The organism is Curtobacterium sp. MCSS17_015, assembly GCF_003234265.2.
In the GTDB taxonomy this organism is placed as follows: Bacteria; Actinomycetota; Actinomycetes; order Actinomycetales; family Microbacteriaceae; genus Curtobacterium.
Genome location: NZ_CP126256.1, coordinates 3,147,395 through 3,168,148 on the forward strand (window position 1 = coordinate 3,147,395; position 20,754 = coordinate 3,168,148).

At 72.9% G+C, this 20,754-nt stretch carries 22 protein-coding genes; 5 read left to right on the forward strand and 17 right to left on the reverse strand.

Going from position 1 to position 20,754, the window contains the following annotated elements:
• Positions 1–49 precede the first annotated feature (49 nt).
• The 4 genes from DEJ18_RS15050 to DEJ18_RS15065 form a co-directional block, all read right to left on the reverse strand.
• Complete coding sequence (locus DEJ18_RS15050; RefSeq protein ID WP_111080030.1) at positions 50–928, reverse strand: hypothetical protein; 879 nt, start codon at positions 926–928, stop codon at positions 50–52.
• A 19-nt stretch (positions 929–947) separates the two neighbouring features.
• Complete coding sequence (locus DEJ18_RS15055; protein ID WP_181431021.1) at positions 948–1,772, reverse strand: alpha/beta fold hydrolase; 825 nt, start codon at positions 1,770–1,772, stop codon at positions 948–950.
• 216 nt (positions 1,773–1,988) lie between these two features.
• Entirely contained in the window at positions 1,989–2,501 is a 513-nt protein-coding gene (locus DEJ18_RS15060; protein WP_111209964.1) for a methylated-DNA--[protein]-cysteine S-methyltransferase, read from the reverse strand.
• Entirely contained in the window at positions 2,498–4,132 is a 1,635-nt protein-coding gene (locus DEJ18_RS15065) for a DNA-3-methyladenine glycosylase 2 family protein (RefSeq protein WP_111209963.1), read from the reverse strand. Before DEJ18_RS15065 ends, DEJ18_RS15060 begins: the two co-directional genes overlap by 4 nt.
• A 160-nt stretch (positions 4,133–4,292) precedes the next feature.
• On the opposite strand from DEJ18_RS15065, the gene DEJ18_RS15070 reads away from it, so the two are divergent.
• Positions 4,293–4,874: a molybdenum cofactor biosysynthesis protein gene (locus tag DEJ18_RS15070; RefSeq protein ID WP_111080034.1), complete on the forward strand. Its 582-nt coding sequence runs from the start codon at positions 4,293–4,295 to the stop codon at positions 4,872–4,874.
• A gap of 117 nt (positions 4,875–4,991) precedes the next feature.
• Here the strand turns inward: DEJ18_RS15070 and DEJ18_RS15075 are convergent, their stop codons facing one another.
• The 5 genes from DEJ18_RS15075 to folE form a co-directional block, all read right to left on the reverse strand.
• The gene (locus DEJ18_RS15075; RefSeq protein WP_111209962.1) at positions 4,992–5,540 is read right to left on the reverse strand and encodes a type 1 glutamine amidotransferase domain-containing protein; all 549 of its coding nucleotides are present in this window, start codon (positions 5,538–5,540) and stop codon (positions 4,992–4,994) included.
• Between the two features lie 89 nt (positions 5,541–5,629).
• A complete protein-coding gene (locus tag DEJ18_RS15080; RefSeq protein WP_111209961.1) occupies positions 5,630–6,283 on the reverse strand; it encodes an HAD-IA family hydrolase in 654 nt (217 codons plus the stop codon).
• A 56-nt stretch (positions 6,284–6,339) separates the two neighbouring features.
• Positions 6,340–7,086 (reverse strand): pyrimidine reductase family protein, encoded by a 747-nt coding sequence (locus tag DEJ18_RS15085; protein ID WP_258376868.1) that lies wholly within the window; start codon positions 7,084–7,086, stop codon positions 6,340–6,342.
• Positions 7,083–8,024 (reverse strand): dihydropteroate synthase, encoded by a 942-nt coding sequence (folP, locus tag DEJ18_RS15090; protein WP_111209959.1) that lies wholly within the window; start codon positions 8,022–8,024, stop codon positions 7,083–7,085. The genes DEJ18_RS15085 and folP overlap by 4 nt, the downstream gene beginning before the upstream one ends.
• Positions 8,024–8,623: a GTP cyclohydrolase I gene (folE, locus tag DEJ18_RS15095; protein WP_220034306.1), complete on the reverse strand. Its 600-nt coding sequence runs from the start codon at positions 8,621–8,623 to the stop codon at positions 8,024–8,026. Before folE ends, folP begins: the two co-directional genes overlap by 1 nt.
• A gap of 71 nt (positions 8,624–8,694) precedes the next feature.
• Here folE and DEJ18_RS15100 point away from each other — a divergent pair, with 71 nt between their 5' ends.
• Positions 8,695–10,164 (forward strand): NCS2 family permease, encoded by a 1,470-nt coding sequence (locus tag DEJ18_RS15100; RefSeq protein ID WP_111209957.1) that lies wholly within the window; start codon positions 8,695–8,697, stop codon positions 10,162–10,164.
• A 29-nt stretch (positions 10,165–10,193) separates the two neighbouring features.
• Here the strand turns inward: DEJ18_RS15100 and DEJ18_RS15105 are convergent, their stop codons facing one another.
• Positions 10,194–10,649: a hypothetical protein gene (locus DEJ18_RS15105; protein WP_111080041.1), complete on the reverse strand. Its 456-nt coding sequence runs from the start codon at positions 10,647–10,649 to the stop codon at positions 10,194–10,196.
• A 135-nt stretch (positions 10,650–10,784) separates the two neighbouring features.
• Between DEJ18_RS15105 and DEJ18_RS15110 the strand changes: the two genes are divergently transcribed.
• Together DEJ18_RS15110 and DEJ18_RS15115 are read left to right on the forward strand one after the other, a co-directional pair.
• The gene (locus DEJ18_RS15110; RefSeq protein ID WP_111080042.1) at positions 10,785–11,048 is read left to right on the forward strand and encodes a hypothetical protein; all 264 of its coding nucleotides are present in this window, start codon (positions 10,785–10,787) and stop codon (positions 11,046–11,048) included.
• A gap of 38 nt (positions 11,049–11,086) precedes the next feature.
• Positions 11,087–11,332 carry a DUF1697 domain-containing protein gene (locus DEJ18_RS15115; RefSeq protein WP_181434145.1) on the forward strand — a complete coding sequence of 82 codons (246 nt, stop codon included), beginning with the start codon at positions 11,087–11,089 and terminating at the stop codon, positions 11,330–11,332.
• 47 nt (positions 11,333–11,379) lie between these two features.
• On the opposite strand, the gene DEJ18_RS15120 is transcribed toward DEJ18_RS15115, so the two are convergent.
• From DEJ18_RS15120 to DEJ18_RS15140, 5 genes are all read right to left on the reverse strand, one after another.
• Positions 11,380–12,693 carry an MFS transporter gene (locus DEJ18_RS15120; RefSeq protein ID WP_111209956.1) on the reverse strand — a complete coding sequence of 438 codons (1,314 nt, stop codon included), beginning with the start codon at positions 12,691–12,693 and terminating at the stop codon, positions 11,380–11,382.
• Positions 12,678–13,313, reverse strand: a complete 636-nt coding sequence (locus DEJ18_RS15125; RefSeq protein WP_181434144.1) for a winged helix-turn-helix domain-containing protein — start codon at positions 13,311–13,313, stop codon at positions 12,678–12,680. The genes DEJ18_RS15120 and DEJ18_RS15125 overlap by 16 nt, the downstream gene beginning before the upstream one ends.
• Positions 13,314–13,377: 64 nt before the next feature.
• Positions 13,378–14,145, reverse strand: coding sequence for a meso-2,3-butanediol dehydrogenase (gene budC / locus DEJ18_RS15130; RefSeq protein ID WP_111209954.1), 768 nt, complete (start codon positions 14,143–14,145; stop codon positions 13,378–13,380).
• A 150-nt stretch (positions 14,146–14,295) separates the two neighbouring features.
• Positions 14,296–16,803, reverse strand: coding sequence for a glycoside hydrolase family 65 protein (locus tag DEJ18_RS15135; RefSeq protein WP_111209953.1), 2,508 nt, complete (start codon positions 16,801–16,803; stop codon positions 14,296–14,298).
• Entirely contained in the window at positions 16,800–17,606 is an 807-nt protein-coding gene (locus tag DEJ18_RS15140) for an HAD family hydrolase (RefSeq protein ID WP_111209952.1), read from the reverse strand. Before DEJ18_RS15140 ends, DEJ18_RS15135 begins: the two co-directional genes overlap by 4 nt.
• A 168-nt stretch (positions 17,607–17,774) precedes the next feature.
• Here DEJ18_RS15140 and DEJ18_RS15145 point away from each other — a divergent pair, with 168 nt between their 5' ends.
• Positions 17,775–19,127: an APC family permease gene (locus tag DEJ18_RS15145; RefSeq protein WP_111209951.1), complete on the forward strand. Its 1,353-nt coding sequence runs from the start codon at positions 17,775–17,777 to the stop codon at positions 19,125–19,127.
• Between the two features lie 151 nt (positions 19,128–19,278).
• Here DEJ18_RS15145 and DEJ18_RS15150 read toward each other — a convergent pair whose 3' ends face one another.
• Complete coding sequence (locus DEJ18_RS15150) at positions 19,279–20,040, reverse strand: alpha/beta hydrolase (RefSeq protein ID WP_181434143.1); 762 nt, start codon at positions 20,038–20,040, stop codon at positions 19,279–19,281.
• Between the two features lie 59 nt (positions 20,041–20,099).
• Entirely contained in the window at positions 20,100–20,738 is a 639-nt protein-coding gene (locus tag DEJ18_RS15155; RefSeq protein ID WP_111209950.1) for a PepSY domain-containing protein, read from the reverse strand.
• Between the last annotated feature and the right edge of the window lie 16 nt (positions 20,739–20,754).

Below are 20,754 nucleotides of genomic sequence, written 5' to 3' on the forward strand. Positions count from 1 at the left end.
GCGGGTCAGGCTTCGTGCGCCCCGGTGCGGGTCAGGCTTCGTGCGCGGGTCAGACCTCGTGCCCCTCGCGCCACCCGCGGAGGAAGCGGGCGCCGGCCTCGTCGTGGATGACGCCGTCGGGTGCGGTGAGGACGCGGTACGGCGTCTCGGGGACCCCGTCGGCCGGCCGGACGTCGACGTGCGCGACGCGGTGACCGTTCGCGTGCAGCCAGTCCGCCATCGCGTAGTCGCTCCGGGAGTCGCCGACCGTGCGCCACTCGAGCGGCAGGGCGCCGTCCGCGGCGAGGAGCTCGAGCGCCCGTTCGGCGCCGAGGTCCTTGCCGCTCCGGTCGGACTCGATGTCGGTCGAGATGATCGTCGGGTCGACCCGCCAGTCCACTGCGCCGTGCTCGTCGGGTCGGACGTCGTCCAGCCGCCGCACGCCGAGTCCGCGACGCTCGAGCGCCGCCATCGCCTGGGCGTCGAACGACGGCTGCCGTGCCAGGTAGGCCGCGTTGTCGACCTCGACCAGCTGCTCGATCGACACCATCGCACGCTTCGTCTCGTCGAAGAACACCAGGTCGGCGTACTCGTCCCGGACCAGGTCCCGCATCTCGTCCGCGAAGTCCCGCGGCAGCGCCAGGTCGTCGGCGACGGTGAGTTCGCCCATGCCGTCCGGGAACTGCGGCCCGATGGAGCACCACACGGCGCCCTTCTCGCAGACGGCGTGCACGCGGCCGCCCGCTGCCAGTCCCCCGGCGAGGAGCGGCCCGACGACCTGCTCGCGAATGAAGGCGTCGCTCCGACCGGTGTTGAACACGACCGGGACGCCCTCCGCGGCGAGCGCGACGAGGTCCTCGATGATGCTCGGGATCGCGATGGTCCGCGAGAGCGGGCTGGCGATCGGGCCGTCGACGTCGAGCAGGAGTCCGAGGCGGGGTGCGTTCACCCGTCCATCCTGGCGCAGGTCAGTGCGGGTCGGGGCTGCGTTCGCCGAGCAGGAACGCGTCGACGGCGCCCCGGAGGACGGCGGGATCCGGCACGTGCCCCTGTCCTTCGAGGACCACGGACGTGGAGCCGGGCACGGTGTCGACCACCGCTCGGGCAGCGCCGCGCGCCCACACCGCCCCCGCGGTGCCGGCCGCGACGAGCACCGGGACGCCGATGGCGGCGAGCACCCGCTCGGGCACGACGAGTCCGCCGAGGACCCGGACGTCGCGGCCGAGCACGGCGGCGTCGGCGAGCAGCGCCTTCCAGAGCTTCGGTTTGAGGGGCACGGCGGAGACCTGCAGCATCGGCACGCCGAGCACCCGGGTCAGGTAGGCGCGGACCGCTGCCGCTCGGCGTCCGCCGGCGATCATCTCGTCGAGCCGGTCGGCGAACAGGACGTCGTCCGCGTGGGCGTCGACACTGGCGCGGTAGGGCGGCTCGTAGAGGACGACGCGCCCCGCGGGGACACCGGCGGCGACCGCGTGCAGGACCACGGCGGCACCCACGCAGATGCCGAGCAGGTCGACCGGTGCGCCGACGTCGGCGACGACCGCGGCGAGGTCCTCGACCTCGCGCTCGACGGACCACGGCCGGGTGTCACCGCTCTGGCCCCGCCCACGGCGGTCGTACGTCACGACCCGGTACCGGTCCGAGAACGTCGCCACGATCGCGTCGACGTACGGGGTGCCCCGATGGTCGAAGGCCCCGCCGACGAGGACGAGCGCCGGACCCGAACCGCTCGACGACACCGCGATCCGCGTGCCGTCCGGAGACAGCACCGATCGTTCGGCGGTGGTCGTCATGGCGTCCTCGTTCGGTCCCGACGGCGGGTGGGTCGTCCCCGGCCGAGCGGCACTGGTCGGTGCCACGCGCATCACGGGCGACGCTGATCACGGCCCTCGGTGGTCATGGGCCACGCCGTCGTCGCGAGTCTGACAGGCGGATCGTCCCGCGTCACCACCCGCGTCCTGGGGGAGCGCTCTGTGGACCCTGTGGACGGCCGCGCCGACGGCGACCGGTCAGACCAGCGCGTCGACGCTGACGGACTCCCGTTCGAGGAGTGCGCGCTTGACGTCGAGCCCCCACGCGAAGCCGCCCAGGGAGCCGTCCGACCGGAGCACGCGGTGGCAGGGGACGAACAGCGCCGGGGCGTTCCGGGCGCAGACGCTCGCGGCGGCCCGTACGGCGTCCGGTCGACCCATCACGCTCGCGAAGGCGGTGTACGTCAGGGTCGTGCCGGCGGGCACGTCCCGCAGCCGCCGCCACCCTTCGGCGAAGAGGTCGGTTCCGACCTGGTGGACGGGCACCTGCATGACGTGGTCGGTCTCGCCCGCGTAGTAGGCGTCGACCGCGTCCGCCGCGGCGACGTGTCCGTCGAGGACCCGGGTGGGGCGGTGTCGCTCGGCGATCCGGGCGAAGACCCGCTCCGCGTCGGCGGTCCACCCCGAGGCGAGGACCCGACCTCGGTCGTCCTCGAGCACCGTGAACGGTCCGTCGGGGGTGGAGAGGGTGGCCAGGACGGCGTCGGTCATCGGGGTTCCTTCCCGGAGTTCGTGGAGGTCGCTGCGGTCCGGTCCATCGCGCGATCGATGATCGGCCGCCAGCAGTGCATCGTCAGGTAGCTGCGCCAGGGCGCCACCCGTTCCGACCATAGAGAGAGCTCGCGCGCCGTCCCGGGCAGTCCGAGCTCCTGTGCGCCGTTCCGCACCGCGAGGTCGCTGTGGAGGAAGAGATCGGGGTGGTGTCGGACCCGGAGCGCCACGTAGTCGGCGGTCCACGGCCCGATGCCCTTGACGGCGAGCAGCCCGGATCGCAGGTCGTCGAGGGACTGGCCGCCGTCGACGACGAGCGACCCGTCCACGAGGGCAGCCGCGACGCGCATGATCGTGTCCACCCGGGCGGCGGGGCCGCGGAGGACCTCGCGCCCGCGCTCCGCGATGACCGCGGCCCGCGGGAACAGGCGCGCCCCGGGCTCGTCGGGCCCGGACCCGTCCGGCACGGACCCGTCCGGCACGGACCCGTCCGGCACGAGTCCGTCCGGCACCGGCGCCCCGAGCGCCGCGACGAGCCGGGTCTGCGCCGTCCGGGCCGCGGCGACCGACACCTGCTGGCCGATGAGGGTGCGGAACACGACCTCGTGCGGGTCCACCGCGCCCGGCAGCCGCATGCCGGGGACCCGTTGGACGACGGGTGCGAGCTCGGGTACCGCGGCGAGTGCCGAGTCCACCGCCACCGGGTCGGCGTCGAGGTCGAAGAGCGCCCGGACCCGGGCCACGAGCGTCGGCAGGTCGGACAGGTCGGTCAGCCGCACGAGCAGGTCGAGGCCGGTGCGTCCACGGCCGTCCGTCCGGCGCCCCGCGCTCGACGCGGCCACGTCGGGGTCGGCGGCCGACGCGCGGAACCAAGCGGGGCCTCCCGGCAGGTCGAGCAGGCGCCCGTAGGACGCGACCCGTCCGGCGGCCGTGGTCCCGACCTGTTCCATGCCGGCGAGCGCGTGCAGCGCGTGCCACTCGAGCAGGCCCTGCGCGTCGAACGGCGGGCGCGCCGGCAGGTGCACGCGCAGCGCGCCGTCCGCGCTCGGGGCGGACCGACGACGGGCGCGGAGCTCGGTGGGGGTGAGTGCGAAGACCTCGCGGACGGTGTCGTTGAACTGGCGGATGCTCGTGAACCCCGCGGCGAAGGCGACGTCGGCGATGGACAGGTCGGAGGCGGTGAGCAGCGTGCGGGCCGTCTGCGCCCGGTGCGCGCGGCTGAGGGCCTTCGGTCCGGCGCCGAGCTCCTCGGTCATGATCCGGTTGAGCTGCCGCTCGGAGTACCCGACGCGGCTGGCGAGGCCGGGGACGCCCTCCCGGTCGACGACGCCGTCGACCACCAGGCGCATCGCCCGGCCGGCGACGTCCTCGCGCAGGTCCCACTCCGGGCTGCCGGGCGTCGCTTCGGGCAGGCAGCGACGGCAGGCACGGAACCCGGCCAGGTGCGCGGCGGCGCTCGTCCGGTAGAAGGTGACGCCGGTGGATCGTGGGGTCCGTGCCGGGCAGCTCGGCCGGCAGTAGATGCCGGTGGAGTGCACCGCGGTGACGAACTGTCCGTCGAACCGGGCGTCCCGTGACGCGGCGATGCGGTAGCGCTCGTCGTGCAGCGCCTCGGCTCCGGTCGTCGTCATGCGGTCAGCCTGGCACGGGCAGGTGACGCCGGACTGGCGGGAATCGGACGTCGCAGCGGACGGGGCGCCGGCGCCCGCCCGGCGGGTGCGGGTGCGGGTCCAGGCGCCGGACGGGCTGACCCGACTGCTCCGGCCGGGAGGCACGACTACCGTCGTCCGCATGGGTCCCGGTTCCGACACGGCTGCGTCCGAGGCGCTGCCGCATGCCCGCGCGGTCGAGGTGGTGATGCTCCTGGCCTCCCGGCGACACCGCTACGAGGGACGTCCGGCCGACGGGGCCGCTCCTCCGCAGCCGGGTGAGCAGGAGCTCCGCGACCGCATCGAGCTCCGCGCCGGACTCGGGATCGTCGGCGACCGGTACTTCGCAGCCCGGGCGCACGTGCACGCCTCGGTGACGGTGATCGGCGTCGAGGGGCTCGAGCAGGCCGGCCGCGAGCTGGGCGCACCGATCGACCTGGCGTCGACGAGGCGCAACGTGTTCCTGCGCGGGGTCGACGTCGAGGCACTGCGCGGGGTGCCGTTCTCGCTCGACACCGGTGACGGGCCCGTGCTGTTCCGCGGCTACCGGCCGGCGAACCCGTGCGCGTGGATGGACACCGAGGTGGCTCCGGGGGCGTTCCGCGCGATGCGCGGGCACGGCGGCGTCCGGTGCGACCCGGAGTCCGACGGCGTGCTCACCCTCGGCACGGCGGTGCTCCGCACCGCCGACCCGGTCCCCGCCGCTGACGTGGGCGCCGACTGACGGGGCGCCGGCTGGTCGGCCCGCCGGCTCGCTGTCCGGTCCGCGGGACGCGACGTGGGCGGCAGCGCGCCACGGAACACCGTTGCGCGCGACCGCCCACGTCGCGTGGTGCGAGGGTCAGGCGAGTGCTGCCTGGATCGCGTCGACGAACGCCGGCAGGTCGCCGGGGTTCCGCGAGGTGATGATCGTGCTGCCCGTCTCGTCGACCTGGACCTCCTGGTCGACCCACTCCCCGCCGGCGTTGCGCACGTCGGTCTGCAGCGACGGGAACGACGTGATCGTGCGACCCGGCAGGACACCGGCCTCGACCAGGGTCCACGGGCCGTGGCAGATCGCCGCGACCGGCTTGCCGGCCTCGACGAAGGCCTTCACGAGGTCGACCGCCGTGCTGTCCTGGCGGATGGTGTCGGCGTTGATCGTGCCGCCGGGGACGACGAGCGCGTCGAAGTCGGCGGCGGAGACGCCGTCGTAGGTGGTGTCGGTGTCGACGCTCTTGCCGGGGTCCTTGTCGCCGACGAGGGTCTCGATCGAGCCGGACTCCTTCGCGGCCACGGTCACGGTGGCGCCACGCTCACGGAGCTGGTCGGTGGGGACGACGATCTCGTCCTGCTCCACGCCGTAGTTCGTCGCGATGACGAGGATCTTCTTGCCGTCGAGGGCTGCCATGGTCACTCCTTCCGCAGGCCGGGGTCTCCGGCCGCGGACACCACGGTCGTCGGTCGCCGCTGGACGTGCTCGCAGTGCGCAGCGCGCGTTCAGTCGCGGATGCGGAACCCGTCGCCCTCGGCCGTCACGGTGACCTCGTCGTACCCGGAGATGCGCGCGAGGCCGGCGGGGACCTCGGCGGCGAGTGACCCGACGGCGACGGTCGTCGCACCGGAGGCGATGGCGGCCTCCAGTCCGGCCGGGGCGTCCTCGAAGGCGAGGCAGTCCGGAGCGGCGAGGCCGAGCAGGGCCGCGCCCCGCAGGTAGCCGTCCGGGTGTGGCTTGCCGTGCTCGACGTCGTCGGCGGCCACCACGGCGTCCGGGACGGGCACGTCGGCGGCGCGCATCCGGTTCAGGGCGAGGTCCCGCGGGGCGCTGGTGACGAGCGCGACCGGGACACCGGCGGCGAGGAGCCGGCGGACGAACGCACCGGCGCCGGGGACCTCGACGATGCCGTCGGTGTTCTCGACCTCGTCGTCGACCAGTTCGAGTGCCACCCGACGCTGCTCGTCCGGGTCGAGGTCCGGCAGGAACTGCCGGATGGTGTCGATCGTCTGACGGCCGTGCGAGAAGGCGAGGATCGTCTGCGGGTCGAGGTCGTGGTCGGCGCCGAACCGTCCCCACGCCCCCTCGACGACGGCGGTCGAGTCGACGAGCGTCCCGTCCATGTCGAACAGGACCCCGGACACCACGACGTCGATCACGTGCCGACCCTACCGCCGGCCGTCCCCGGGAGGCCCGCGGCGACCGACACTGCCCGTCAGCGCGCCCGCACGTACCGCGTCAACAGCACGTCCCCGGCCCCGCGCAGCACGTGCGCCAGGCACATCGACCGCAGCCCCGGCGACGACCCGCGCACGATGCGCCCACCGGCCCCGCCCTCGAGCGACGGATCGATCGACAGGCACAACTCGTCGACCAGGTCCGCCGCCACCAGGGCCCCGAGGAACGACGGCCCGCCCTCGCAGTGCACCCGCTCGAGGCCGCGCTCCACGAGGGTGGTCCGGACGAGCACCGGGTCGACGGTGTCCGCACCGCAGGACACCACGTCGGCCACGACCTCGAGGGCACGTCGTCGCTCGGGGTCGGCCGACGTGGCCGTGAGCACGAGCGGCCGGACCGGCGCCTCGGTGAACACCCGCGACGCCGGGTCGAGGCCGAGCGACCCCGTGACGATCGCGAACACCGGGTGGTCGGACAGACCGTGCTCCCGACGCCAGGCCACGTCGACGTCGTGCAGGAGCATCGGGCCGTAGCCCTCGTCGCGGACGGTGCCCGCGGCGACCAGGACGACGTCGGCGACCCGCCGCAGCAGGTCGAACACGCGCAGGTCGTCGGGGCCACCGAGCGAACCGGACTTCCCCGCTGCGGTGGCGGAGCCGTCGAGCGAGCTGACGAAGTTGACCCGGAGCCAACCGCCGTCCGCCGCGCCCTCGGCGCCGTCCGTGTAGGCGGCGAGCAGGTCGTCGTCGGACAGGTCGGCGACGGAGTCGGGCAGGTGCGTCACGTGTTGTGCTTCGCTTCCAGGGGTTCCCGCCAGCCGAGCACCGCCTCGACCATGCGCATCGCGTCGACCGACTCGGCGACGTCGTGCATCCGGACGATCCGCGCGCCGAGCATCGCGCTCATCGTCGCGGCGGCCAGCGACCCGGCCAGGCGCTCACCGCGGGGTCGGCCGAGGGTCTCCCCCACGAAGTCCTTGTTCGACACCGCGGCGAGGACGGGGTGGCCGAGCGCGACCACCTCCGGCAGCCGTCGTGTCAGCTCGAGGGTGTGGACGGTGGTCTTGTTGAGGTCGTGCCCGGGGTCGACGACGATCCGGTCCTCGGGGATCCCGGCCGCGAGCGCCCGGTCGACGCGGAGGCGCAGGAAGGCCGCGACCTCGCCGGCGACGTCGGCGTACTGCGGCTCCGGGTACTCCTGCCGGGGTGCGGCGAGGGAGTGCGTGATGACGATCGTGGCGTCGGAGTCCGCGACGACGGCGGCCATCCGCGGGTCGGTCAGGCCGGTGGTGTCGTTGACGACGCTGGCACCGGCGGCGATCGCGGCGGCGGCGACCTCCGGCCGGAACGTGTCGACGCTGATCGTGACGTCGGACTGCTGCGCGACCTGCTCGACGACGGGGACGACGCGGTCGATCTCGTCCGTCGCGGACAACTCGGGTCCGGGCGCGAACTTCACCCCGCCGATGTCCACCCAGTCGGCGCCCTGCTCGGCTGCGAGGACGGCGGCCTCGACGGCACGGTCGAGGGCGAAGGTCCGACCCTGGTCGTGGAAGGAGTCCGGGGTGCGGTTCACGATCGCCATCACGGCGATGCGGGAGTCGAAGTCGAAGGTGCGGCGGCCGATGGTCCGGACCGGTGCGCGCAGGTCCGGGACGACCCACCCGGGTCCGGGTGCACCGGACGGACCGGACCGGAGGCCCGTGCCGAGGCCGGCGCGCATCAGGCGCCCGTTCCGGGGTCGGCCCCGGCAGCGGCGCCTGCACCGATCAGCGCGATCGCCTCCGCACGGCCCGCGGCCTCGGCGAGGGTCCCGCTCGCCGCGACGGTCACCGTCGTGGAGCTCGTCTGGCGCTCCCCCCTGGTCGTCACGCACTGGTGCTGGGCGTCGAGCACGACCAGGACGCCGCGTGCCTCGAGCCCGTCCTGCACCGCCGCGACGACCTGCTCACCGAGCCGCTCCTGCAGCTGCGGGCGGGAGGCCAGCGCCTCCACCACCCGCGCCAGCGTCCCGAGGCCGATGAGCCGTTCGCCGGGCGCGTACGCCAGGTGCGCGGTGCCGAGGAAGGGCAGCAGGTGGTGCTCGCACACCGAGCGGAACAGGATGTCGCGGACGACCACGAGGTCACCGCGCTCCCCGTCGCCGGCGGGCACCGTGCCGTCCCGGGCGATCTGCGTCGCGTCCTGGTCGAGCCCGTGGAAGAACTCGGCGTACGCGTCCGCCACCCGCTGCGGGGTGCGTTCGAGTCCTGGTCGGTCGGGGTCCTCGCCGATGCCCGCCAGCAACTCGCGCACGGCGGCCTCGACACGGGCACGGTCCATGCGCTGCGTCACCCGCTCATCCAACACCGGCTGCGCGGTGCGGTCCTGACCCCGTCCTCTAAACTCCACCGGTGAGCGCCCCGCAGACATCCAGCCCGCCCCGGAACAGCGTCGCATCCGGTCTCGACCGCTTCTTCTCGATCACCAAGCGCGGATCGACGATCCCGCGCGAGGTCCGGGGTGGCGTCGTCTCCTTCGTGACGATGGCGTACATCGTCATCCTCAACCCGCTCATCCTCGGCGGGTTCAGCGCCGACCAGGCCGCCAAGGACGTCAGCGGCGGCTGGCTCGAGAACGCCCAGGTGGCCGCGGCCACCGGGCTCGTCGCCGGACTCATGACGATCGCGATGGGCGTCATCGCGAACCTGCCGTTCGGCATCGCGGCCGGTCTCGGGATCAACTCGTTCCTGGCCGTGAGCGTCGTGCAGCAGGTGACGTGGGCCGAGGCGATGGGACTCGTCGTCATCAACGGCGTCATCATCGTGCTGTTGGCGTTGACCGGGATCCGCACGCTCATCTTCACGGCCGTGCCCGCGCAGCTCAAGGCCGCCATCACGGTGGGGATCGGCCTGTTCATCGCGTTCATCGGGCTCGTCGACTCCGGCTTCGTGCGGTCGTCGGGGCTCGCGTCGCCGCCGCTGCAGCTCGGTGAGGACGGCTCGGTCGGGGCGCTGCCGACGATCGTGTTCCTCATCAGCCTGGTCATCATCGGCACGCTCATGGCCCGCCGGGTCAAGGGCGCGCTGCTCATCGGCATCGTCGCGACGACCGTCATCGCGATCATCCTGCAGGCCGTGTTCCAGGTGCCGACCTCGGTCGAGTCGAAGACCGGCTGGAACCTCAACGCCCCCGGCCTGCCGAGCGCGCTGTTCGCCCTGCCCGACCTGTCCCTGGTCGGCCAGTTCGACTTCGGTGCGTTCGCCCGGATCGGCCCGCTCGCCGCGTCGATGCTCGTCTTCACGCTCGTCTTCACGAACTTCTTCGACGCCATGGGCACGATGACCGGCCTGGCGAAGGCCGCCGGGGTGGCGGAGCAGGACGGCACGTTCCCGCGCCTCCGGGCCGCGCTCGTCGTCGAGGGTGCCGGTGCGATCGCCGGTGGTGGCGCCTCGGTGTCGTCGAACACGGTCTTCATCGACTCGGCGTCCGGCATCGGCGAGGGCGCCCGGACGGGCATGGCCTCGGTCGTCACCGGCCTGCTGTTCCTGGCGTCGATGTTCCTCACGCCGCTGACCCAGGTCGTCCCGCTCGAGGTCGCCGCCGCCGGACTCGTCGTCGTCGGTGCGCTCATGGTCGCGCAGGTCGCGGACATCGACTGGTCGGACTTCGGGTCGGCGCTGCCGGCGTTCCTGACGATCGTCGTGATGCCGCTGACCTACTCGATCGCGAACGGCATCGGTGCCGGCTTCATCAGCTGGGTCCTCATCAAGGCGCTGTCCGGCAAGGGCCGCCAGGTCTCGTGGTTGCTGTACGTCGTCGCCGCCGGCTTCCTGCTGTACTTCGCCCGCGGCCCGCTGGAGCAGCTGCTCGGCGTCGGCTGACCCGGCCCGGGACGGACGGGAGGCCCGGATCAGTCCGTCAGGTCCGCCGGCGTCGCCTCGTGGTGGCGCTGGCCGGGCGTGCGCCGGTCCTCCTTCATGCTCGCCTCGAACAGGTGGCGTTTGCCGTCGACGAGCTGCTCGCGCGCGGTGCGCTCGAGGTCCTTCGCGAGTGCGTAGTAGCCGTCGTCGTAGTCCTCGACGATCTGGAACGTCCACCGCCCGGCGATGACGTTGCGGCCGACGAGCTCGGTGTCGATGCGCTCCGCGAGCTCGGTGTGCCCGGCCTTCCGCAGCTGCTCCACCGCCTCGCCGAAGCCCAGGTCCGCGGTGCCGGTCAGCCGGTGGAAGCCGTAGAGCAACCCACGGGCGTGTTCGATCACCTCGAGGGCCGCCGACAGGCTGCCCAGGGCCTCGATCGTCGCCTCGGACACCCCCTCGGGGAGCTGGTGCGCGGAGTCGGGGCCCTGACCGTCGTCGTTCGTCATGGTGCTCGTCTACACGATCGCTCCTCGCGTCGTCCTGGGCGTGCTCCGGAGGACGAAGGCGGCACGCCGAGCCGCTTGCAGCTGTCGGAGGGCCGACCTAGCATTCGAACACACATTCGAACGAGGAGGCTCCTGATGATGATCGTCGACACCGCTGCCACGGTGTGGTGGACCGGCGGCGCACCCGTCCGACTGGTGTGGCTCGGCCGGCGCTGGCGCGTCACCGACGTCCCGACGCGGCTCACCACGACCCCGACCGACCTGCCCACCGCGATCACCCACGCCCCGGAACGCACCGCGGGGTGGCGCTTCCAGGCCACGGCGGAGGACGGCGAGACGCTGGTGGTCGACATCGTCCCGGACGGTGACGGCTGGAGCGTCGCCCGCACGTGGACGTGACCGTGGACCAGGCGCCCGGTCCGCGCCACCGTCACGACATGACGAGGTGGGTGGCGCTCCTGCGCGGGGTGAACGTGAACGGGATCACCATCCGCAGCGCCGAGCTGGTCGAGCTCTTCCGGGCCCTCGGGCACACCGACGTCCGGACGGTCCTGGCGTCGGGGAACGTCGACTTCACGACCGACGGCGCTGCCGACCCCCTGCGCTCCGGGCAGCGATCGAGCAGGCGCTCCGCGCGCACCAGCACGACCCGGAACACGAACACCCTCCGCGAGCTCCTCTGACCCCGGGTCCTGCGGGACCACCGACTGCCCGCCCGGAACCCACCAGGTCAGCGCGGTGCGTCCGGAGCGGGGGGCGTGGTGGCGGACCGGGACGCGCCTCCGGGCCGACGCTCCATGAGCCGCCACGACCCTCCGGTCAGCGGCGCGAGCGTGACCACCGTGTAGCAGGAGGCGACCACGGCGAAGGTGACCATGACACCGACGCCGTCCGCGGCGACACCGGCGAGCAGACCGCCGATCGGGATGCCCGCCCACGCTCCCGCGCCGAGGAGCCCGAAGACCCGAGCGCGCATGTGCTCCGGGATCCGTTCGAGCTCCACCGCACCGAGGATCGGGTTGAGTGCCCCCGCTGCGAGCCCGGACACCGCGGACGCCGCGAGCACCCACGGCAGCCCGAGGCCGAGCGCCGGCACGACGAGCGACGGCCCGCCGGCGACCACGAAGCAGATGACGAAGGGGATCCGACGCGGCAGGCGGTGCGCCACGTACCCGAACACGACCGAACCGAGGAAGGCCGCGCCACCGAACGTGCCCGTGACGAAGCCGAGGGCCTGCGCGCCGCCGAGGCGTTCTGCGGCGTACAGCGGCATGAGGGTCGAGCGGCCGGCGTCGAGCAGGTTCGTCACGAGCACGAGCGCCACGACGAGCCGGAACAGGGGGTCGTGGACGCAGAAGCGGAAGCCCTCGGCGATGTCGCGCCAGTAGCCGCCGCTCGTGCCCACGTCCACCGTGCCCGCCGCACCACCGTCGGCCCCCGAGACGGTCGCGTCCGGAGCGTCGAGTCCGCGGAGGGTGACCGCGGCGACCAGCGCGGCGAGCCCGAACGCAGCAGCGGTGCACGCGAGCGCCGGCAGCGGCCCGGCGACGGCGACGAGCAGCCCGCCGAGCGGAGCACCGAGGAGCACCGAGAGCCGGGCGGAGGCCTCGAAGTGCCCGACGGCGCGTTCGAGCGGGATGCCCGCGGCGGTCGCCAGTCCCGGCAGCAGCACCCGTCGCGCGGATTCCCCCGGCGCGTCGAACAGGCCGCCGGCGAACACGAGCGCGAGCAGCGCCCACGTCGGCAACCCGGCGGTCCACGCGAGCACCGGGATCGCCAGGAGCGTCACCCCGCTCAGGACGTCCGACGCCACGCTCGAGCGGACGAACCCCACGCGTTCGACGAGGGCACCGCCGAACGGTCCGCCGAGCACGATCGGCGCGGTGGCGACGAACGCGGCGATGCCGACGTCGGTCGCCGACCCACCGCGGGCGAGGACCAGGAACGGCACGGCGACCGTCGTCACGACGTTCCCGACGCGCGAGACGACCTGGACGAGCAGGAGCGCCCGGAGTCGGGCGGCCGCGCTCAGGCGCCCGGCCACCGGTACGCCTGGTTCAGGACGAACACCTGCTCGGAGCCGTCACCAGCATCGTGCGCGTCGCTCCTCGGCCGCCACCGCTCGACGACCGCCTGCACCTCGGCGCCGAGGGACACCAGTTCGTCCGCCGTGAGCCGCAGCACGGTGTCGGTGCTCGCCGAGGCCGCGGCCCAGGCGGGACCGAAGGACGCGGCCCGCTCGACGAACGCCTCCCACCGGGCGGCGTAGACCCCGGCGATGACGTGGTTGAGGGCGGTGGCGGCGAGGACCCGTTCGGGGTCGTCGAGCGCTGCCGCGAGGTCCCACGACGACGACTCGTGTACGGCCCGCCACCAGCGCTCCCGGCGGTCGGTACCGACCTCCGGCGCGGGTTCGATGAGCCCGACGGCGGCCAGCCGCGTGCAGTGGTAGCTGATGGTGCCCGGCGCCTCGTCGACCTGGTCGCCGAGCATGGCCGCGGTGTGGGGCCCGCCGGTGCGGAGCAGGCCGAGGATCCGCAGGCGCGTCGGGTGGGCGAGCGCACGCATGTGCGCGGGGTCGTCGAGGCGGCCGGCACCGCGCGGTCGGCTCGGGTCAGGTCCGCCATCGGCGGCGTCGGGTCCCGCGGAGGGCGTCGGCGTCATGCGCCGACGGTACATGCACAAGAGCCCTTGCGCAACGGTTCTTGTGCATACCCCGCCGACGGGATCAGGCCTGGGCGGGCTGCCCGTTGCTCGCCATGGTGCCGCCGTCGACCGGCAGGACCGCGCCGGTGATGAACGACGCCTCGTCGCTCGCCAGGAACAGCACGGCTGCGGCGACCTCCTCGGACCGTCCACCACGACCGAGGGCGATGCGCTCGGAGAACTCCCGCTTGAGCTCCTCGTCCTCGGCCTGCGACTGCGTCAGGTCGGTCCAGATCAGACCGGGGGCGACCGCGTTCACCCGGACGCCGAACCCGCCGTTGTCGAGCGCCGCCGCCTTCGTGAAGTTCGAGACGCCGCCCTTCGCCGCGTTGTACGGGCTCATCCGCCAGTCAGCGGCCTCGCCGGACACGGACGAGGTGTTCACGATCGACCCCTTCGTCTCGCGTAGGAACGGCAGCGCGGCCCGGGTGCCGTAGAACACGCTCGACAGGTCCGTCTCGACGACGCGGCGCCACTCGTCGGGCGAGATGTCGGTGATGTCGCCGGAGGTGAAGGTACCGGCGTTGTTGACGAGCACGTCGAGCCGGTCCCAGCGGTCGATCGCCGCGTCGACGACCGTCTGCCACGCGTCCGGGTCGGCGACGTCCGCCTGCAACCACAGCGCCTGCTGGGTGGGCAGCGAGTCGGCGACGTCGCGGACCTTCTCCTCGACGCTGTCGACCAGGACGACGCCGGCGCCCTCGGCGACGAACGCCCGCGCGGTGGCCTCGCCGATGCCGGACCCCGCGCCGGTGACGATCGCGACCTTGCCCTCGAACCGCTTGCCCATGATGTGCTCCTCTCGCGTCGGTCGTGCCCGGGGCGGGACGCCGTCGGCCCGGAGGGGCACGGGAGACCACGGTGCCCGCCCCGCCCTGGACGGTGGTCCAGGGCGGGGCGGGCAGCGAGGCGGACGGAGGACGCCGCCTCCAGGACGGTCCTACGCGGTGGTGTCCTCGGTCTCCATGTCGCGTTCCAGCGAGATCGTCGGGATGGAGGCGGTGATCACCGACCCGTCGGCGCGGAGCGTGCCCTGGATGTCGCTCGTCGTCGGCGCGTGCCCGGTCATCCGGGGCCCCTGGTGCGGCAGCGGCACGACCGTCGGCTCGCCGGGACGGACCTCGACCGGGGCGTTGTGCACCCACGCGTCGAGCCCGCCACCGGTCTCGACGGTGAACGTGAGCGCATCCTGCTCGAGGTCGACGCGGACCCGCGAGCCGTGCACCGTGATCCGGAACGTCAGACGCTCCCAGTCCACCGGCAGGCGCGGGTTGAACGTCAACCGACCGCCGTGGTCGCGCATCCCGCCGAAGCCGTTGACGAGTGCACCCCAGATGCCACCGGTCGACGCGATGTGCACGCCGTCGGTGGTGTTGCCGTGCAGGTCGGCGAGGTCGACGTAGAGCGCGGTCTGGAAGTACTGGTCGGCGAGCTCGTGGTAGCCGACCTCGGCCGCCATGATCGACTGCACGACCGCCGACAGGGTCGAGTCCCCCGTCGTGAGGGCGTCGTAGTAGTCGAAGTCACGACGCTTCTCGGCGGGGGTGAACTCGTGGCCCTGCAGGAACAGGGCGAGCACGACGTCGGCCTGCTTGAGCACCTGGAACCGGTAGATCACCAGCGGGTGGTAGTGCAGGAGCAACGGGCGCTTCGACTCGGGCGTGCGCTCGAGGTCCCACAACTCCTTGTCGAGGAACTGGGCGTCCTGCGGGTGGATGCCACGGTGCGGATCGAAGGGGATCTCCATCGACTCGGCCGCGCGCTCCCAGTTCTCGATCTCCTCGGGGTCGAGCCCGGTGCGTCGGACCATCCGCGCGTACTCGTCCGGGTCGTCGACCGCGAGCTGCCGGCAGGCGTTCACGGCGAACCACAGGTTCGCGCGCGCCATGACGTTCGTGTACATGTTGTCGTCGACGACGGTCGTGTACTCGTCCGGGCCGGTGACGCCGTCGATGTGGAACTTCTGGTCGCCGTTCGAGCGCCAGAACCCGAGGTCCTCCCACAGTCGGGCCGTCTCGACGAGGATGTCGATCGCACCGCGCTTGAGGAAGTCGGTGTCGCCGGAGGCCCGCACGTACTGCATGAGGGCATGCGCGATGTCGGCGTCGATGTGGTACTGCGCGGTGCCGGCGGCGTAGTAGGCGCTGGACTCCTCGCCGTTGATCGTCCGCCACGGGAACAGGGCGCCGCGCTGGTTCAGCTCGCGCGCCCGGGAACGTGCGGCGTCGAGCATGTTGTAGCGGAACCGGAGCGCGTTCCGGGCGACGATCGGCGCCGTGTACGACAGGAACGGCAGGACGTAGATCTCCATGTCCCAGAAGTAGTGGCCGCCGTAGCCGGAGCCGGTCACGCCCTTCGCCGCGATGCCGTGCCCGTCGGTGCGGGCGGTGGCCTGTGCGAGCTGGAACAGGTTCCACCGCACGGCCTGCTGGATCTCCGGCTGACCGGCGACCTCGACGTCGCTGCGGGCCCAGTAGTCGTCGAGCCACTTCCGCTGGTCGCCGAAGACCTGCTCGACGGACTCGTACTTCGCACGGTCGAGCGTGCGGTCGCACCGGTCGGCGAGTTCGCGCGCCGGGACGCCGCGGGACGTGTGGTAGACGATGCTCTTCACCAGGCGGATCGGCTGCCCGGCCTTCGCCTGCACCCGGTACACGTGCTTGGCCAGGTCGTCCTCGATGCTCGAGGTCTCGTCCCAGGCGTTCTCGGTCTCCAGCCGGTGCTCGACGCCGACGCAGATCGTCATGCCGGAGCTCGACGCCTGGTAGCCGAGCAGGGACCGCGAGCCCGCGTTCCGCTTCAACCGCGGCTGGAGGACGCGGTCGGTGAACGACTCGGCCTTGCGCGGGTCGAACGCGGCCGCCGCGGCCTTCATGCCGGCGTGGTACTCGTCGGCGACGTCCTGGCGGTTGAGCACCTGGCTCGACAGCAGCACGGAGGCGTCGTGGTCGAGCATCGTGACCTCGTAGTCGATGACGGCGAGGTGCCGTTCGACGAACGACACCAGGCGCCGGGACCGGATGAGGACCCGCTTGCCGGACGGCGTCGACCACTCGGTCTCGCGCAGCAGGTACCCGCCGCGGAAGTCGAGCCGGCGGCTGTGGCGGAGGATGTCGGCCTCGGACAGGACGAGCGGCTCGTCGTCGACGTACAGCCGGATGACCTTCGCGTCCGGGACGTTGATGATCGTCTGCCCGGTCTTCGCGAACCCGAACGCCGTCTCGGCGTGCCGGATCGGCCAGGTCTCGTGGAAGCCGTTGATGTACGTGCCGTACTGCACGCCGCCGCGGCCCTCGTCGAAGTTGCCGCGGAGGCCGAGGTACCCGTTCCCGACCGCGAAGTTCGTCTCGTCGACGCCCTGCTCGTCGGCGTACTCGGTCTCGATCAGCGCCCACTCGTCGACCGGGTACCGGACGCGGTCGAGGGGGTCTTCCGTGATGGGGTTCATGCGGTCTTCCGGGGGTCGACGGGAGGCAGGTCGGCAGCGGGCTCGTGCGATCCGTCGCCGGGCAGGTCGGGCAGCAGGTCGGCGAGGTCGGACACGACCACGTCGGCACCGTGCGCGCGGAGGGCGTCGACGCCGGCGCCACGGTCCACGCCGACCACGAGCCCGAAGGCCCCGTTGCGGCCGGCCTCGACCCCGCTCGTGGCGTCCTCGACCACGACGCACTCGGCCGCGGTCAGCCCGAAGCGGGTCGCCGCGTCGAGGTAGGTGTCCGGGGCGGGCTTGCCGGCCAGGCCGTCCTCACGCGCGACCGCGCCGTCGACGATGACGTCGAAGCGGTCGATGATGCCGGCCGTCCGGAGCACGTGCTTCGCGTTCGCGGAGCTCGACACCACCGCGACCTCGTAGCCGGCGGCGATCGCTGCGGTGAGGAAGCGCACCGACCCCGGGTACGCGGCCACGCCGTGCTCCTCGAGCTCCGCGGTGAACTCGGCGTTCTTCCGGTTGCCGAGCCCGCAGACGGTGTCCAGGATGGGGTCGTCCGCCGGGGTGCCCTCGGGCAGGTCGATCCCGCGGTCGTGCAGGAGCGAGCGGACCCCGTCGTACCGCGGCTTGCCGTCGATGAAGGCGAAGTAGTCCTGCTCCGTGTACGGCGCCACCCCGTGGGCGTCGAGGTACGGCGTGAAGAGACGGCTCCAGGCGCGCATGTGCACCTCGGCCGTCGGCGTGAGCACACCGTCCAGGTCGAAGAGGAGCGCCCGCTGGTCCGCGAGGCGTGCAGGGGTTCGCCGATCCGACGACGTCATGGGCAGACCTTCCAGGGAGCGGTGTCGAACACGAATGCAGCGCGTCCCACTCTAGGACCGGCACGCAGCGTTGTCCTCCAGCGGTGGTGGATGCCGACGGAGACCGGTGCGGTCCACCGAACGCGGACCTGGGGACGTGTTCAGCACCGGCCAGAGACGCTCGCGCTCATGACATCCGACACCACCGCACGGCCGCAGGACGGGACCGGCTCGAAGCTGAAGCAGGCGATCACCGGTCCTCTGCTGTTCCTCTTCATCCTCGGCGACGTGCTCGGCGCGGGCATCTACGCCCTCATGGGCACCCTGTCGAAGGACGTGGGCGGCGCGCTCTGGGCTCCGCTGGTCCTCGCGCTCCTCCTGGCCCTGCTCACCGCGGGCTCGTACGCCGAGCTCGTCACGAAGTACCCGAAGGCCGGTGGCGCCGCGGTGTTCGCCGAGCGTGCCTACAAGGTGCCGCTGGTGTCGTTCCTGGTCGGGTTCTCGATGCTCGCCGCCGGTGTGACGAGCGCGGCCGGCCTCTCCCTCGCGTTCGCCGGTGACTACCTCGGCACGTTCATCGACGTCCCGCCGGTGCCCGCGGCGATCGTCTTCCTCGCGCTCGTCGCCTGCCTGAACGCCCGCGGGATCTCGGACTCGCTGCGCAGCAACGTCGTGATGACGATCATCGAGCTGTCCGGCCTGGTCATCGTCATCGTGTCGGTCGCCCTGATGATGGGCGGCGGGGGCGGGGACGTCTCCCGCGTCGGGGCCTTCCCGGCGGAGGCGAACCCCGCGCTCGCGACCCTCAGCGCCGCGATCGTCGCCTACTACTCGTTCGTCGGCTTCGAGACCTCGGCCAACGTCGCCGAGGAGGTCCGCGAACCGGCCAAGGTCTACCCCCGTGCACTGTTCGGCTCCCTCGCCACCGCGGGCGTCGTCTACGTGCTCGTCGCGCTCGCCAGCTCGATCGCGTTGCCCGCCTCGGAGCTGTCCGACTCGAGCGGCCCGCTCCTGGCGGTCGTCGCCGCGACCGGTGTCGGCATCCCGGACGTGGTGTTCAGCCTCATCGCCCTGGTCGCGGTCGCGAACGGCGCCCTGCTCACCATGATCATGGCGAGCCGCGTCACCTACGGCATGGCTGAACAACGTCTGCTGCCCAGCCTGCTCGGCAAGGTGCTCCCGAAGCGGAAGACCCCGTGGACCGCGATCATCGCCACCACCGTGGTCGCGATGCTCCTCACCCTCGTCGGGGACGTCGGCACCCTCGCCGAGACCGTCGTGCTCCTGCTGCTCTTCGTCTTCATCAGCACGAACGTCGCGGTCCTCGTGCTCCGCAAGGACAAGGTGGAGCACGAGCACTTCCGGGTGTGGACCTTCGTCCCGGTGCTCGGCGTCGCGTCCTGCATCCTGCTGCTCACGCAGCAGAGCGGCCAGGTCTGGCTGTACGCGGCGATCCTGCTGGCCGTCGGTGTGGTGCTGTACTTCATCGCCCGTGCGACGCGCGGCCGCGAGCGCACCACCTCGGACACGCAGGCCCGCTGACCGGGTCGGGGCGGGCCTCCCGGCTGACGGCCTGGAGGCCCGCCCCGCGTCCGCCGCACCGCATCGCGCCCCGTTGCGCTCATCGCGCCCCGTCCCGACGGGGCGCGATGCGCGTCTCGGGGCGCGTCCCGATGTCCGCGCCGTCTGCGACTCAGCGCAGGTCGCGGACCCAGCTCTCGACGGCGGCCGTGACCGCGCGGCCGGACTCGCGGCGGGAGACCGTCGCGGGGAGGTCCCCGGGCTGGGCGCCGTAGGCCCCGAAGGCGGCGTGGTTCGCACCGGTGACCTCGGTCATCGTCGCGCTGGCCGGGAGTTCGTCGCGCGCGGCCGCGACCTTCTCGGGTGTCGACAGGCCGTCCCGGGAGCCGGAGACGCTGAGCACGTCGAGGTCGCTGTCCGAGAGGTCGTCCGCGCAGTAGCTACCGAGGAGGAGCACCCCGGCGACGTCCCGGTCCTCCGCGAGCTGGCACGCACGCACGCCGCCCAGGGAGTGCCCGCCCACCGCCCACGTCAGGCCGTCCGGCGCATGCGCTGCGAAGCGCGAGAGCGGACGGGTGTCGAAGAACGCGAGGTTGAGCGTCGGCTTCGTGATGACGACCGTCGTGCCGTCACCGACCACCTGCCGGAAGGTCGCCATGTACGCGTACGGGTCGACCTTCGCGCCGGGCACGAACACGATGCTGACGCCGTCCGCGGTGCCGGTCGGGGTCATCACGACGGCGTCGCCCGCGTCCCGCACGGACACCCGATCGTCCCGCCAGACGGTCAGGGCTGCGGATCGGGTGCCCTGCAGGACGATGTGCGCCCAGACGAGGAACACGAGGACGAGGACGAGGAGCGCGGCGAGGACCCACGTGCCGATCCGGAGCGCACGGTGTCGTCGGGCACGGCCTGGTCGCGCGTCGGTGCTCACGTCGCCGACGGTACCGCCGCCGCCCGGGCGCAGGGCGAGCCGGAGGGTCCGGCGGGAGGTCAGTCGTCGGTGTCGACCGTGTTCGTGACGACCTTCCCGCTGCCGGCGTCGATGCGGATGCTGTGTGTCGTGCCGGAGCCGTCGAGGACGTCACCCTCCCAGACGACCGTGCCCGCGTGGTCGTCGAGACCGAGCTCGGTGACCGTGCCGCGGACGGTCTTCGTCAGGGTCGACGCGGCCTGCGCGACCGACAGGTCCGCGGCGTCGACGAACCGCTCGTTCTCCGCGACGTCCTCGGCGTCCGCGGTCTCCTTCGTCGGGACCGCGGTGGTGCGCTCGCCGTCGGCGTCGACGTGGACCTCGTGCTCGTCCCCGTTGGACGTCACGACGAGGACCTCCCACGAGGTGCCGCCGGCCTCCTGCTCGACCGAGGTCACCGTCCCGGAACCGACGGCCTTTCGCGCGGTGGTCGCGGCGGCGACGAGGGCGTCCTCCCCCGGCACGGTGGCGCTCCCGCTGGCGTCGTCCGTGGTCGCGCCGTCGGTGGCGGAGACGGACGGACCGGAGGCTGCCGGGGCCGCGACGTCGTCGCGGTCGTCGTCGTCGGTGGCGCACCCGGCGAGCGCCAGCGCTCCGACGAGCGGGAGGGCGGCGACGAGGGCGATGCGGCGGGCGGTGGTCTTCTTCGTGGTCTGCATGTCGTCAGCCTGGCGA

Coding starts and splice junctions, on each gene's coding strand:
- DEJ18_RS15155 (WP_111209950.1), bottom strand. CDS start 20,738: ATGCAGACCACGAAGAAGACCACCGCCCGCCGCATCGCCCTCGTCGCC.
- DEJ18_RS15055 (WP_181431021.1), bottom strand. CDS start 1,772: ATGACGACCACCGCCGAACGATCGGTGCTGTCTCCGGACGGCACGCGG.
- DEJ18_RS15065 (WP_111209963.1), bottom strand. CDS start 4,132: ATGACGACGACCGGAGCCGAGGCGCTGCACGACGAGCGCTACCGCATC.
- DEJ18_RS15140 (WP_111209952.1), bottom strand. CDS start 17,606: ATGACGTCGTCGGATCGGCGAACCCCTGCACGCCTCGCGGACCAGCGG.
- DEJ18_RS15105 (WP_111080041.1), bottom strand. CDS start 10,649: ATGACGAACGACGACGGTCAGGGCCCCGACTCCGCGCACCAGCTCCCC.
- folP (WP_111209959.1), bottom strand. CDS start 8,024: ATGCGCGCCGGCCTCGGCACGGGCCTCCGGTCCGGTCCGTCCGGTGCA.
- DEJ18_RS15135 (WP_111209953.1), bottom strand. CDS start 16,803: ATGAACCCCATCACGGAAGACCCCCTCGACCGCGTCCGGTACCCGGTC.
- DEJ18_RS15110 (WP_111080042.1), top strand. CDS start 10,785: ATGATGATCGTCGACACCGCTGCCACGGTGTGGTGGACCGGCGGCGCA.
- DEJ18_RS15060 (WP_111209964.1), bottom strand. CDS start 2,501: ATGACCGACGCCGTCCTGGCCACCCTCTCCACCCCCGACGGACCGTTC.
- DEJ18_RS15145 (WP_111209951.1), top strand. CDS start 17,775: ATGACATCCGACACCACCGCACGGCCGCAGGACGGGACCGGCTCGAAG.
- DEJ18_RS15075 (WP_111209962.1), bottom strand. CDS start 5,540: ATGGCAGCCCTCGACGGCAAGAAGATCCTCGTCATCGCGACGAACTAC.
- DEJ18_RS15115 (WP_181434145.1), top strand. CDS start 11,087: ATGACGAGGTGGGTGGCGCTCCTGCGCGGGGTGAACGTGAACGGGATC.
- folE (WP_220034306.1), bottom strand. CDS start 8,623: ATGGACCGTGCCCGTGTCGAGGCCGCCGTGCGCGAGTTGCTGGCGGGC.
- DEJ18_RS15070 (WP_111080034.1), top strand. CDS start 4,293: ATGGGTCCCGGTTCCGACACGGCTGCGTCCGAGGCGCTGCCGCATGCC.
- budC (WP_111209954.1), bottom strand. CDS start 14,145: ATGGGCAAGCGGTTCGAGGGCAAGGTCGCGATCGTCACCGGCGCGGGG.
- DEJ18_RS15125 (WP_181434144.1), bottom strand. CDS start 13,313: ATGACGCCGACGCCCTCCGCGGGACCCGACGCCGCCGATGGCGGACCT.